General features: G+C 71.0%; 14 protein-coding genes. All 14 read right to left on the bottom strand.

Annotated elements, in window-relative coordinates; all coding sequences use genetic code 11:
- Positions 1-47: 47 nt before the first annotated feature.
- Positions 48-1,106, bottom strand: coding sequence for a sigma-70 family RNA polymerase sigma factor (locus ACXKZB_RS00910; protein WP_123311023.1), 1,059 nt, complete (start codon positions 1,104-1,106; stop codon positions 48-50).
- A 367-nt stretch (positions 1,107-1,473) separates the two neighbouring features.
- Complete coding sequence (locus ACXKZB_RS00905) at positions 1,474-1,605, bottom strand: hypothetical protein (RefSeq protein WP_258373406.1); 132 nt, start codon at positions 1,603-1,605, stop codon at positions 1,474-1,476.
- A 122-nt stretch (positions 1,606-1,727) separates the two neighbouring features.
- Positions 1,728-1,931: a hypothetical protein gene (locus ACXKZB_RS00900; protein WP_111086942.1), complete on the bottom strand. Its 204-nt coding sequence runs from the start codon at positions 1,929-1,931 to the stop codon at positions 1,728-1,730.
- Between the two features lie 44 nt (positions 1,932-1,975).
- Positions 1,976-3,502 carry a lysine--tRNA ligase gene (lysS, locus tag ACXKZB_RS00895; RefSeq protein ID WP_123311025.1) on the bottom strand — a complete coding sequence of 509 codons (1,527 nt, stop codon included), beginning with the start codon at positions 3,500-3,502 and terminating at the stop codon, positions 1,976-1,978.
- 71 nt (positions 3,503-3,573) lie between these two features.
- A complete protein-coding gene (locus tag ACXKZB_RS00890; RefSeq protein WP_222659121.1) occupies positions 3,574-4,266 on the bottom strand; it encodes a Rossmann-like and DUF2520 domain-containing protein in 693 nt (230 codons plus the stop codon).
- Entirely contained in the window at positions 4,263-6,020 is a 1,758-nt protein-coding gene (locus ACXKZB_RS00885; protein WP_488824316.1) for a PH domain-containing protein, read from the bottom strand. The genes ACXKZB_RS00890 and ACXKZB_RS00885 overlap by 4 nt, the downstream gene beginning before the upstream one ends.
- A gap of 9 nt (positions 6,021-6,029) precedes the next feature.
- The gene (locus tag ACXKZB_RS00880; protein ID WP_488824315.1) at positions 6,030-6,551 is read right to left on the bottom strand and encodes a PH domain-containing protein; all 522 of its coding nucleotides are present in this window, start codon (positions 6,549-6,551) and stop codon (positions 6,030-6,032) included.
- A gap of 27 nt (positions 6,552-6,578) precedes the next feature.
- Positions 6,579-7,067, bottom strand: coding sequence for a DUF3180 domain-containing protein (locus ACXKZB_RS00875; protein ID WP_488824314.1), 489 nt, complete (start codon positions 7,065-7,067; stop codon positions 6,579-6,581).
- A complete protein-coding gene (folK, locus tag ACXKZB_RS00870; RefSeq protein ID WP_123311033.1) occupies positions 7,064-7,639 on the bottom strand; it encodes a 2-amino-4-hydroxy-6-hydroxymethyldihydropteridine diphosphokinase in 576 nt (191 codons plus the stop codon). Before folK ends, ACXKZB_RS00875 begins: the two co-directional genes overlap by 4 nt.
- Positions 7,636-8,025 carry a dihydroneopterin aldolase gene (folB, locus tag ACXKZB_RS00865; RefSeq protein ID WP_222659116.1) on the bottom strand — a complete coding sequence of 130 codons (390 nt, stop codon included), beginning with the start codon at positions 8,023-8,025 and terminating at the stop codon, positions 7,636-7,638. The genes folK and folB overlap by 4 nt, the downstream gene beginning before the upstream one ends.
- On the bottom strand, positions 8,022-8,888 hold the full coding sequence (gene folP, locus ACXKZB_RS00860; protein ID WP_185021087.1) for a dihydropteroate synthase: 867 nt from the start codon (positions 8,886-8,888) through the stop codon (positions 8,022-8,024). The genes folB and folP overlap by 4 nt, the downstream gene beginning before the upstream one ends.
- 9 nt (positions 8,889-8,897) lie before the next feature.
- A complete protein-coding gene (ftsH, locus tag ACXKZB_RS00855) occupies positions 8,898-10,886 on the bottom strand; it encodes an ATP-dependent zinc metalloprotease FtsH (RefSeq protein WP_123311037.1) in 1,989 nt (662 codons plus the stop codon).
- Between the two features lie 135 nt (positions 10,887-11,021).
- Positions 11,022-11,573, bottom strand: a complete 552-nt coding sequence (hpt, locus tag ACXKZB_RS00850; protein WP_205463567.1) for a hypoxanthine phosphoribosyltransferase — start codon at positions 11,571-11,573, stop codon at positions 11,022-11,024.
- A gap of 9 nt (positions 11,574-11,582) precedes the next feature.
- Positions 11,583-12,602: a tRNA lysidine(34) synthetase TilS gene (tilS, locus tag ACXKZB_RS00845; RefSeq protein ID WP_488824313.1), complete on the bottom strand. Its 1,020-nt coding sequence runs from the start codon at positions 12,600-12,602 to the stop codon at positions 11,583-11,585.
- Positions 12,603-12,611 lie beyond the last annotated feature (9 nt).

Below are 12,611 nucleotides of genomic sequence, written 5' to 3'. Positions count from 1 at the left end.
ACCCGGGTTCCCCTGCCGACGCGGACGCCGGCCGAAGCCTGCTGACCTCAGTCGGTCAGGTACAGCTGCATGTCCTGCGAGACCGCCTTGGCGAACAGGCGCAGCTTGGCGCGCGACTCCACCCGGCTGACGGCCTGGCGGGTCGTGTGCACGATCTTCGAGATCTCGTCGAGCGTCATCGGCTTGTCGTCGTCGAGGCCGTAGCGCATGCGGATCACGTTGGCCTCTTCGCTCGGCAGCTCGGCGACGATCGAACGGATGTCGCGGTGCAGGAGCGTGGTCTCGGTGAGCTCGTTCGGGGACGCAGCATCCTCGTCCTCGATGAAGTCGCCCAGCTCGCTGTCGTCCGAGTCACCGACGACCGTGTGGATCGACACCGGCTCGTGCGAGCGGCCCTTGAGGTCGACGAGCTCCTCGACGGTCATGCTCAGCTCGGCGGCGACCTCGTCGGGCATCGGCGCACGGCCGAGGTCCACCGTCAGGTCGCGCTCGGTGCGGGAGATCTTGTTGATCAGCTCGACGGTGTGCACCGGGATGCGGATCGTGCGGGCCTTGTCGGCGAGACCACGCGAGATCGCCTGGCGGATCCACCAGGTGGCGTAGGTCGAGAACTTGTAGCCCTGCGTGAAGTCGAACTTCTCGACCGCGCGGACGAGACCGAGGTTGCCCTCCTGGATGACGTCCATGAACGGCAGGCCACGCTGCGAGTAGCGCTTCGCGATGCTCACGACCAGGCGGAGGTTCGAGGTGATCATGCGCTCCTTGGCGCGCTCACCGTCGCGGACGAGCCAACGCAGTTCGCGCTGCAGGGTCTTCGCGAGGCCCTTCTCGGTCGCGAGCTTCTCCTCGGCGAACAGACCGACCTCGATGCGGCGGGCGATCTGCGCTTCTTCCTCGGCGGTGAGGAGCGAGAGGCGGCCGATGTGGCGCAGGTAGTCGCCGACCTGGTCGACCGAAGCACCGCGGACGCCGGCGAGCTGCTCGTCGGCCTCGACCTCGGTGTCGAGGGAGGTGGTCGTGGACTCGGCGCCCTGGGTCTTGGATGCCGCTGCCTTCTTCGTGGTGGCGCGGCGGGTGGTGCTCGGTGCAGCCGTTGCGATCGTCATGGTGTTGCTCCCTGCGTTCGGCGGTGATGGCTTCGTGCGGTGGTGCTGGGGGGTCGTACTTGGGGGTGTTGATGAGTAAAGCGGTCCGGAGGTGTACCCCACAAACCGATCGGAATGATTCTCAGGCTTCTCCGTGATTCGCGGTCGAAACCGTCCCCCGTGGGGTACAGCACTGCCGTCAGTGTGGCCCCCCGAACTGCGGCGGATCAAGGGTTTGACGTGATGTTTCCGGCGTTGCAGGCGTGTTTCTCATGCGTTTCCGAATCTGTACCCCGCCGTACCGCGCCTTCTGGACATGCAAAAGGGGTACGTCCGCCCGGATCAGTGCGATCCGGTGGTCGTACCCCGAAAACCGAAGGGGTGGGGGTCACCAGGAGGGTTCGAGCCACCCGTCCCGGCGCTTGGACGCCTCGAGGTCGGCGTCTCGGTCGAACTCGTCGTACTCGCTCTCGATGTCACCGACGAGGCTGCGACCCGTGAAGGGGTGTGTGGTTGCCATGCGGACGATGCTCACCCGAGCGCGCGACGGCGAGGTGAACGGCGCGTGACCGATCGAGGGCGCACAGGAGTCCAGGCTGGTGACGAGGTGGGGTCAGCAGCCTGCGGGGTACGGCGGCGCGGCTACTCGGCGGATGCCGGTGCCGGCGCGGGGACGCCGTGCTCGCGCTCGAAGCGGGCGCGCTCCTCGGCCTCGACCTTGGCGTACGCGGCACGCTCGGTGCGGTCGGCCCGCATGATGGCGCGCATCACGAACCAGAAGATGAGGCCGACGACGATGGTCGGCGTCAGGGCGAAGATGATCCCGGTCACGACTCCATGCGGCACCGGAGCATCGTACCCCGCCCCGGCGCCGCCGAACTGTGTGCGGGCTACTTCACCAGCGGGAACAGGATGGTCTCGCGGATGCCGAGGCCGGTGATCGCCATCAGCAGGCGGTCGACACCCATGCCCATGCCACCGGACGGCGGCATCGCGTGCTCGAGGGCACGCAGGAACTCCTCGTCGACGCGCATCGCCTCGGGGTCGCCGCCGGCTGCGAGCTTCGCCTGCTCGACGAAGCGCTCCCGCTGGACGACGGGGTCGACGAGCTCGGAGTAGGCGGTCGCGAGCTCGAAGCCGCGGACGTACAGGTCCCACTTCTCGACGATGCCGGGACGGGTGCGGTGCTCGCGGGTGAGCGGCGAGGTGTCGACCGGGAAGTTCATCACGAACGTCGGGCGGTCGAGCGAGTCGATGACGAAGTGCTCCCAGAGCTCCTCGACGTACTTGCCGTGCGTGGCGTGCGCGACCTCGACACCCTCGGCCGCCGCGAGCTCCTGCAGTTCGGACAGCGGGGTCTCGGGGGTGATCTCGCGCCCGGCGGCCTCGGACAGCGAGCCGTACATGTCGATGCGTGGCCACTCGCCGCCGAGGTCGTAGGTGCTGCCGTCGGGCAGGGTGACCTCGAGCGAGCCGCCGGTGACCGCCCGGGCAGCGCTCTGCACGAGCTCCTGGGTCAGGTCGGCCATCTGCTCGTAGTTGCCGTAGGCCTGGTACGCCTCGACCATGGCGAACTCGGGCGAGTGCGACGAGTCGGCGCCCTCGTTGCGGAAGTTCCGGTTGATCTCGAACACCCGGTCGATGCCGCCGACGACGGCACGCTTCAGGAAGAGCTCCGGCGCGATGCGCAGGAAGAGCTCGGTGTCGAACGCGTTCGAGTGCGTCACGAACGGTCGGGCCGAGGCGCCGCCGTGCTGCGTCTGCAGCATCGGCGTCTCGACCTCGAGGTACTCGTGCGCCGTGAAGGTCTGGCGGAGCGAGGACATCACGGCGGCGCGGGCGCGGACGGTGGCGCGCGCCTCGTCGCGGACGATGAGGTCGAGGTAGCGCTGACGGACCCGCGTCTCCTCGTTGAGTTCGTTGTGCAGGTTCGGCAGCGGCAGGATCGCCTTCGCCGCGATCGCCCATTCGTCGACCATGATCGACAGCTCACCGCGGCGCGAGGAGATCACGCGGCCGTGCACGAAGACGTGGTCGCCGAGGTCGACGAACTCCTTCCAGCGCGCGAGGGACTCGTCACCGACCTCTGCCAGGGACACCATCGCCTGGATGCGGGACCCGTCGCCGGACTGCAGCGACGCGAAGCAGAGCTTGCCGGTGTTGCGCGAGAACACGATGCGGCCGGCGATGCCGACGACGTCCTGCGTCTCCTCACCCGTCTCGAGGTGCGCGTACTGCTCGCGGACCGCCGGGATCGTCGTCGTGATCGGGAGCTCGGCGGGGTACGCCTCGATGCCGGACTCGAGCAGCTTCGCGCGCTTGTCGAGCCGGACCTGTCGCTGCTCGCTGGTCTCCTGCTCGGCCAGTGCGGCGGCGTCGGCGATCGCGGTGTCGGTGGTGGCGGTCTCGTCGGTCATGCGGGTGCGGCTCCGATGGTCGTGGGGGTCGGGGGAAATGCTACCCGCGCCGCGCTCCCGCCCCGGACTCGCTACAGCGTCGACTGCCCGTCGGCCGCCGTCAGCGCGTTGTCCACGGCGGAGCGGACGAGCGCACCGAGCACCCGGCCGGGGTGGTCCACGCCGATGCCGGACAGCGTCCCCGCCGACTGGTCCACGATCGCGGTCGAGAAGCTCACGGCGGCGCGGACGGCGTCGGCGTACGCGGGTCGGTCCCCCTCGGCGACGACGAACGGCTCGGCGCCCATCTCGACCACCAGGGCCTGCGCGATGGGCAGCACCGGCGAGGGTGCGGTCACCGCGCAGTAGGCGTCACGCAGCCGCGACAGGTCGACACTCGTACCGGTGAACGCCATCGCCGGGTGGATGGCGAGCGGGATCGCACCCGCCGCCATCGCGGGGGCGAGGATGCCGACACCGTGGTCCGGGCTGGTGTGCACGACGAGCTGGCCGGGCTGCCAGATGCCGGCGTCCGCCAGGCCCTGCACCAGCGAGGCCAGCTGGTCGTCCGGCACGGCGAGGAGCACGAGTTCGCTCCGCTCGACCAGGTCCGGCGTCGCGAGCACGGGAGCGCCGGGCAGCATGGCCTCGGCACGGTCGCGCCCCTCGGCGGACACGGCGGTGACGCCGACGACCGCGTGCTCCGCGTTCGCCAGTGCGGCTCCGAGCACGGGTCCGACCCGTCCGGCGCCGACGACGCCGACGCCCAGGCGCCCGGCCCTCACCGCACGGCTCCGGACGGCGGGACGTCGCTCCACCCCGGGCCGGGAGGCACGGTGCCGGGCCGGTGGTCGGCGTCGGGCCCGGCAGGGGCACTGGTCTCGGGCCACGGCACGTCCGCAGCGTCCGTGACGGACGCGGGACGGGCCTCCCGTTCGCGCCACCGGTGGGACGTGTCGACCGCAGCGGCCTCGACGGCGCGGTGGGTGGTCTCCGACCACAGACGCTGCGCGTCCCGCGCGTCGAGCGCACCGACGCGGGCCGAGACCGGACCGGCGACGGTGTGGACGTGGACTGCGGCGAGCCGCAGGGCACGCTCGAGCGGGCCCTGTTCGACCTTGACGCTCTGCACCCGGGGCAGCGGCACGATGACGAGCGACCGCCAGACGGCGCCGAGCCGGAGCAGCACCGCGCCCTGCACGAACCGGTACCCGTTGCGCCGGAACGCGAACGGTCGGAGCCACGCGCCGCGGCGCGGGGAGTGCACGAAGCCGCCCTGGTCACCACTCGTGGTCAGGCTGTCGTCGACGACGCTGACGGCCTCGGCGGAGCCTTCGCGCAGGGCCTCCTGCGAGGCTTCGGGGCCGGCGACGACCGTGCCGACCAGGCCGGGCAGGATGATGTCGAGGACCTCGCGGACGTCGGTCGCGGTGCCCACGGGCAGCACGATCGCCGAGGCCTGCTGGTTGCTCGACGCACCGTTGCCGGCGTTCGTCGCGCGGTTGATCCGGACGTCCCACCAGCCGAACGGGCGCCAGAGCAGCGGCTGGGCCACACTGACGGCGTGGATGCGGCCGGGGGGCAGCGTCTCGTTCGAGGTCGAGACCAGCCCGAACCCGATCCGGATGCCGTCACGGGTCTCGGCGATCGTGTACTGCAAGGACCGCGAGAACTTGCGGACGTAGTAGCTCCCCGCACCGATCACCGCGGGGAACAGCCCGAACAGGATCCCGTACTCGCCGGTGAGCGCGACGCTGACGATCATCGCCGCCACGGCCAGCAGGATGAAGACGGTGGTGCCGGACAGCAGCATCGACGCGATCAGGCGCCCGGGCTTGACCTTGACGATCCGGGTCGCGTGCACGGCGGCGGGGTCGAGTTCCGGCGAGAACATCTCGTCGACGCGGTCCTGCAGCACGCCGTTCGACGCACGCGCCGGACCGCTGCCGCGGTCGTCGTCCTTCGCGCCGGACGCGAGCACGAGGATGCGCGACCGCAGGTCGTCGGCGGCCCGCACCCCCAGGTACGCGAGCTGGACGTTGGCGTCGTTGCCGGCCTGCGCGATCTCGAGCTTCGCGGTGCCGAACACCCGCGGGATGAGCGGCCGCGAGATGTTGATGCCCTGGATCCGGTCGAGTCGGGCCTTGCGGTGGTTCCGGAACAGCACGCCGGAACGGACCTCGACGATCTCGCCGGTGACCCGGAACTCGTGCATCCGCCAGGACAGGTAGAACAGCCCGATCAGCACGAGCAGGAACACCGCGACGCCGAGCAGCACCCAGCCGACGACGCCGTGCTCGTACACGTAGCGGACCGGGTCGCCGTCCTGCTGCTCGCCGCCGGGGATGAAGAACTCGACGAGCTGGTCACGCAGGCTGTTCAGCACGTAGCCGAGGATGACGATCAGGAAGATCCCGCCCTTGAGCAGCGGGGTCAGCGGGTGCAGGCGGTGCCACTCGCCGTCGGTCAGGGGCGCGGCCGCAGCGGCGTTCCCGCGCGTGGGCGGTGCGGGCGGCGGCGGGCCGGGTCGGAAGGTCACCGCGACCCCCTACAGCCCGGCGCGGCGGGACTCGGCGAGCTCGACGAGCCGGTCACGCAGCTCGTCGGCGTCGGTGGCCGGGATGCCGGGGATGCGGACGTTCGTGGCGGCCGCGGCGGTGACGAACTTCAGCTCGCTCATGCCGAGTGCGCGGTCGAGCGGCCCCCTGGCCACGTCGACGAGCTGCATCCGGCCGTACGGCACGGCCGTGAACCGCTGCCACATCAGGCCGCGGCGGACCACCAGGTCGTCGTCGCGCAGGGCATAGCCGATCGCGCGGACACGGCGGGGCGTGAGGGCCGCGGTGACCAACGTGATGACGAGCACCACGGTGCCGATGAGCAACCAGACCGTGCCGGCGCCCGAGCCGAAGCCGTCGTTCACGATCCCGATCAGGACCAGGCCGGCGGTCACCACGAGCCCGATCACCAGCGTCGTGATGAGTTCGGTCCACACGAACTTGGCGGACACCCTGGTCCAGTCGATGCCGGTCAGGCCGAGCCCCGGCTCGTCGAGTCGTTCACGCGCCATCGCGGGCCTCCAGGGGGTGTGCTCGGGTCAGTTCGCCGTCGTGCCGTTGCGGGGGTCGCCCGGCTCGTCGTCGTCACCAGGGGGTGCGATGCACATGCGCTCTGCCACGAGTGCGCAGACCGTCAGCACGATCCCGCCCCCGACGGCGACCACGTTCGGCAGGGTCGAGCCTAGCGAAGGCGTCACCGAGCGGGTCAGGAGGTACACGACCAGCCCGATCGCGAAGCCGCCGAACAGGGCGCCGCAGATGCTCGAGGCCTTCGCGAGGACCACGACGCGGGTGGCGTAGAGCGGGTCGACCGGGCGCTGCCGCCCGGCGCCGTCGCGGGCGTGCCGGCGGACGGGACGCGCCATGAGCACGACGGCGACCCCGATGAACGCGAGCGTGATGCCGAGCGGCACGGCGAGCAGCAGCGTCGGCGACTGGCGCGACGCCAGCACCGCGTCGAACGCGAAGCCCGCCACCGCTGTCACGACGGCGATGCTGAACAGGGTGGAGGGACGGGTCGGCTTCACGCGCTGGTCACGTTCCCTTCCGTGGAGGTCGCGGGGACCGCGGTCGTCCTGGAGGCCCGGCGCACGTCCGCGAACAGGCGCGGCTCGTCGACGCGCTCGGTGTCGTCCCCCACGGCGGCGAGCAGGTCGGCCACCGGGCCGACGCCGGGCAGGACGGCCGCGGGGTCGGCGTCGAGCCACGGTGCGAGCACGAAGGCCCGCTCGGCGGCGCGGGGGTGCGGCACGGTGAGCGTGGCGGTGTCGATGCGCAGGTCGTCGACGGCGACGACGTCGAGGTCGAGGGTCCGGTCGCCCCAGCGGACGTCACGGGTCCGGCCGTGCTCGTCCTCGATGCCGTGCAGGGCGTCGAGGAACGCCTGCGGCTCGAGGTCGGTATCGACGACGACGACGGCGTTGCGGTACCGCGGCTTGGTGTCGTCGCGGCCGTCCAGCGTGACGGCGACCGACTCGACCTCGTGGCTCGAGGCCACCGGGTGCACGCCGGGCAGCGCAGCGACCGCCCGGGCAGCGGCGCGGAGGGTGCTCCCCCGGTCGCCGAGGTTGGCGCCGAGCGCGACGACGACGCGGCTCACGCTGCTCCCTCGTCCGGCACGGTCGCCCCGCGGGCACGCCGGATGGTGATCGAGACGTCGGTGAACGGCACCGTGATCGGCGCCTGCGGCTTGTGCACGGTGACCTCGGTCGCCAGGGCCGCGCGGTGGGTGAGCACGGCGGCCGCGATGCGTTCGGCGAGGGTCTCGATGAGGTCGACCGGGTCGCGCTCGATCTCGGCGACGACCTGCTCGGCGAGCACGCCGTAGTGCACGGTGGCGTCGAGGTCGTCGCTGCCCGAGGCCGCACGGGCGTCGAGTTCCACAGCGACGTCGACGACGAAGTCCTGACCGTCGGCGCGTTCGTGGTCGAAGACCCCGTGGTGGCCGCGCGCGCGGACCCCGACGAGGCGGATGGTGTCGTTCACGAGCGAGCTGCCCTCCAGGCGTCCCAGACGTCGAGCACGGCACGGGTCGGTGCCGGGTCGTGCACGCGCACCCCCCACGCGCCGCGTTCGGCGGCGAGCAGGCTGATGGCGGCGGTGGCGAGGTCGCGGTCCTTCGGCGGGGCGCCCTCGGGGCTGCCGACGCCGTCCAGGAACCGCTTGCGTGATGCGGCGACGAGCACCGGCAGGCCGATCGAGGCGAACCGTTCGTACCCGGCCAGGATCTCCCAGTTCTGCACGCCCTGCTTGGCGAAGCCGAGGCCCGGGTCGATGACGACCTGTTCCTGTCGCACACCGAGGACGATCAGCTCGGCGACCCGCATCTCGACCTCGCGCCGGACCTCGTCGACGGCGTGCACGTACTCGGCGTTCCGGTACATCCGGTCGCTGTGGCCGCGCCAGTGCATGACCACGAAGCCGGCCCCGGTCGATGCGACCACGCGGGCCATGTCCGGATCGGCCAGACCGCCGGACACGTCGTTGACGATCGCGGCGCCGAGTTCGACGGCACGCTCGGCGGTCGAGGCGTTCATCGTGTCGACGCTCACGGGGATGCCCTCGGCGACGAGCTGCCGCACGACCGGCAGGACGCGCTCCTGCTCGACGGGCACCGGCACGCGCTCGGAGCCCGGCCGGGTCGACTCCCCACCGACGTCGATGATGTCGGCACCCGCGGCGACGAGGTCACGCGCGTGCTGCACGGCGGCGTCGTAGGCCTGGTGCAGCCCGCCGTCGCTGAACGAGTCCGGCGTCACGTTGAGGATGCCCAACACCCGCGTGCGGTCCGGTGTCGGACCGCCGCGGGTGTCGAGCCGACGAGCACGTCTCGTCGGCAGGTCGGTCATGCCGGCCCCCTACGCCGGGGCGATACCCGGGTTGCCGAAGGGGCGACGACGGGGCTTCGAGGTCGACTCGCTGTCCGACTGGTCCGCTGCGGTGGCGGCGGCCTGCCCGGGCACGTCGATCGCGGGCAGGTTGCTCACCGGACGCTTGTCGCTGGAGAGCCACTGCGGGCGCTCCGGCAGCTTGCGGACGTCCTTGAAGATCTCCACGAGCTCCGGGGCGTCGAGCGTCTCCTTCTCGAGGAGCTCACCGGCCAGGCGGTCGAGGATGTCGCGGTTGTCGTTGAGCACCTGGTAGGCCTCGTTGTGCGCGGCCTCGAGCAGCGCACGGGTCTCGGCGTCGACGGTCTGGGCGATGTTCTCCGAGTAGTCGCGACCGGTCCCGCCGCTCATGTCGCGGCCGACGAACGGCTCGCTCGACCCGGACCCGAGCTTGACGGAGCCGACGGCCTGGCTCATGCCGTACTCGGTGACCATCTTGCGCGCGGTGCCGGTGGCCTTCTCGATGTCGTTCGAGGCACCGGTGGTGGGGTCGTGGAACACGATCTCCTCGGCGACACGACCACCCATGGCGTAGGTGAGCTGGTCGAGCAGCTCGTTGCGGGTGACCGAGTACTTGTCCTCGAGCGGGAGCACCATCGTGTAGCCGAGGGCACGGCCGCGCGGCAGGATCGTGATCTTCGTGACCGGGTCGGTGTGCCGCATCGCCGCAGCCGCCAGGGCGTGGCCGCCCTCGTGGTACGCGGTGATGAGGCGCTCCTGGTCGGACATGATCCGGGTCCGGCGCTGCGGGCCCGCCATCACGCGGTCGACGGCCTCGTCCAGCGCGCGGTTGTCGATGAGCTGCGCGTTCGACCGGGCGGTCAGCAGCGCGGCCTCGTTCAGGACGTTCGCCAGGTCGGCACCGGTGAAGCCCGGCGTCTTGCGGGCGAGCAGCTCGAGGTCGACGCTCGCGGCGAGCGGCTTGCCCTTCGCGTGCACCTCGAGGATCTGCTTGCGGCCGGCCATGCCCGGGGCGTCGACACCGATCTGCCGGTCGAAGCGGCCCGGACGCAGGAGCGCGGGGTCGAGCACGTCGGGACGGTTCGTCGCCGCGATCAGGATGACGTTCGTCTTGCCGTCGAAGCCGTCCATCTCGACGAGCAGCTGGTTGAGCGTCTGCTCGCGCTCGTCGTTGCCGCCGCCGATGCCGGCACCGCGGTGGCGACCGACGGCGTCGATCTCGTCGATGAAGACGATGGCCGGCGAGTTCGCCTTGGCCTGCTCGAAGAGGTCACGGACACGGCTCGCACCGACACCGACGAACATCTCGACGAAGTCCGAACCGGAGATCGAGTAGAACGGCACGCCTGCCTCGCCGGCGACGGCGCGGGCGAGCAGGGTCTTGCCGGTCCCGGGAGGGCCGTACAGCAGCACGCCCTTCGGGATCTTGGCGCCGACGGCCTGGAACTTCGCCGGCTCCTTCAGGAACTCCTTGATCTCGTGGAGTTCCTCGATCGCCTCGTCGGAGCCCGCGACGTCAGCGAACGACACCTGCGGGTTCTCCTTGTTGTTGATCTTGGCCTTCGACTTGCCGAACTGCATGACCTTCGAGCCGCCGCCCTGGGCGCTCGAGAGCAGGAACCAGAACAGGGCACCGATGATCAGGAAGGGGAGCAGGACACCGAGGAGCGACAGGAACCAGTTGCCCTGCTGCACACGGTCGTCGTAGCCCTTCGGCAGGTTGGCGTCGTTGACGGCCTGGATGACCTCTTCGCCGCGGGGCGTGGAGTAGTAGAACTGCTCCTGCTTGTCGCCGTCACGGAGCGTCAGGTCGACCCGCTGCTCGGTGGAGTTGACGATCGCGGACGAGACCTTGCTGTCGGCGAGCTGCTCGAGGCCCTTCTGGGTGCTGACCTCGGTCGTGCTGCCCTGGCTGATGACGCTCCAGCCGATGAAGATGCCCGCCAGCGCGATCAGCACGTAGAGGTACGGGCCGCGGAAGATGCGCTTGAAGTTCATGTGATCCGGGCGCGAGTGCCCGACACCTTTCTCTGCCGAAGTTGCGTGCAGGTCAGCATACGGCCGCGATTCTGTGGCGAGAATGGGTGTCCTCTGCGGGCGAACTCGACCCGAGGCACGTGCCCCCTGGACGGGTTACGAGTACACGTGGGGCGCCAGGACGCCCACGCCGCGCAGGTTGCGGTAGCGCTCGTCGTAGTCCAGGCCGTAGCCGACCACGAACGCGTCCGGGATGTCGAAGCCCACGTACTTCACGTCGACCTCGACCTTGGCGGCCTCGGGCTTGCGCAGCAGGGCGACGATCTCGACGCTCGCGGCACCGCGGGACTGCAGGTTCTGCTTGAGCCACGACAGCGTCAGACCGGAGTCGATGATGTCCTCGACGATGAGGACGTCGCGGCCGTGCAGGTCGGTGTCGAGGTCCTTGAGGATCCGCACCACACCGGACGACTTCGTGCCGGAGCCGTACGACGACACCGCCATCCAGTCCATGCGCGCCTGCATCTTCAGGTGGCGCGAGAAGTCCGCCATCACCATGACGGCACCCTTCAGGACACCGACGAGCAGGGGGTCGCGACCCGCGTAGTCGGCGTCGACGACCGCCGCGAGTTCGGCGAGCTTGTCGTCGATCTGCTCGGGGGTGAAGAGGACTTCGGACAGGTCTGCCTGGACGTCGGAGAGTTCCACCGGTCCAGCCTAACCGGCACTGAACGACAGGCGGTCACCGGATCGCGACGCCCGGACGCCCGGCAGGTCGATCGGTCCCTGTCCGCTCCAGTCGGTGACGAGCCGGCAGACCTCGAGCGTCTGCACCCGTGACAACGTCACCCCGAACTCGCTCTCGACCGCCAGGCGCACGAGCCGCTGCCGGAGCGCGGGCGGGTTCGCCGCGAGTGCCCGCACCGACAGCGAGATGCCGGCCTCGGTGTGCTCGGCGATGTCCTCCGCGATCTCCTCGGCGAAGTGGTCGAGTGCCGCCGAGTCCTCTCGGAGCTGGTCGGCCGTCCGCGCCAGCGCTTCTGGTACCCCGGCCCCGAGCTCGCGCTCGAGCACCGGCATGAGCGCGTTCCGCACGCGCACCCGGGCGAAGGCGCCGTCGTCGTTCTGCGGGTCGTGCCACGGCGCCAGTCCGGCTGCGACACACGCCTGCCGTGTCGTGTGCCGGCGCACCGCGAGCAGCGGGCGGCCGTACGCCGGCCCCGGCTCCCGCCGCGCGAGCGGCAGCATGCCCGACAGGCTGTCGGGCCCGCTGCCGCGCAGCAGGCCCAGCAGCACCGTCTCGGCCTGGTCGTCCAGGGTGTGCCCCAGCAGCACGAGACGCGACCCGGTGACGGACGCGACGTCCGCGATCGACGCGTGACGGGCCTCCCGGGCGGCGCCCTCCGGACCACCGTCGGAGCCGACCGTGACCCTGCGGATCGTCACCGGGTCGAGTCCCAGCTCGGATGCCTGCCGGGAGGCACGGCTCGCGACCGCCTCGGAGCCCGCCTGGAGCGCGTGGTCGACGACCACTGCCCCGGCTCGGAGCCCCTGCTTGCCCGCCTCGAACGCCGTGGCCGCGGCGAGCGCGAGCGAGTCCGGTCCGCCGCTCAGCGCGACCAGGACGAGGTCGCCCGCGGCGACGACCCCGTCGTCGAGCGCGGTGGCGAGCAGGTCGCGGACCGCAAGGCGGGTCTCGGCGACGGCAGGGTCCAGCCGGGGCCGCGGAGAGTTCACCCGGTAACG

Source organism: Curtobacterium sp. ABR8, assembly GCF_057812125.1.
Note: the sequence above shows the minus strand (reverse complement) of the source record. Positions and strands in the feature narration are given on the sequence as shown.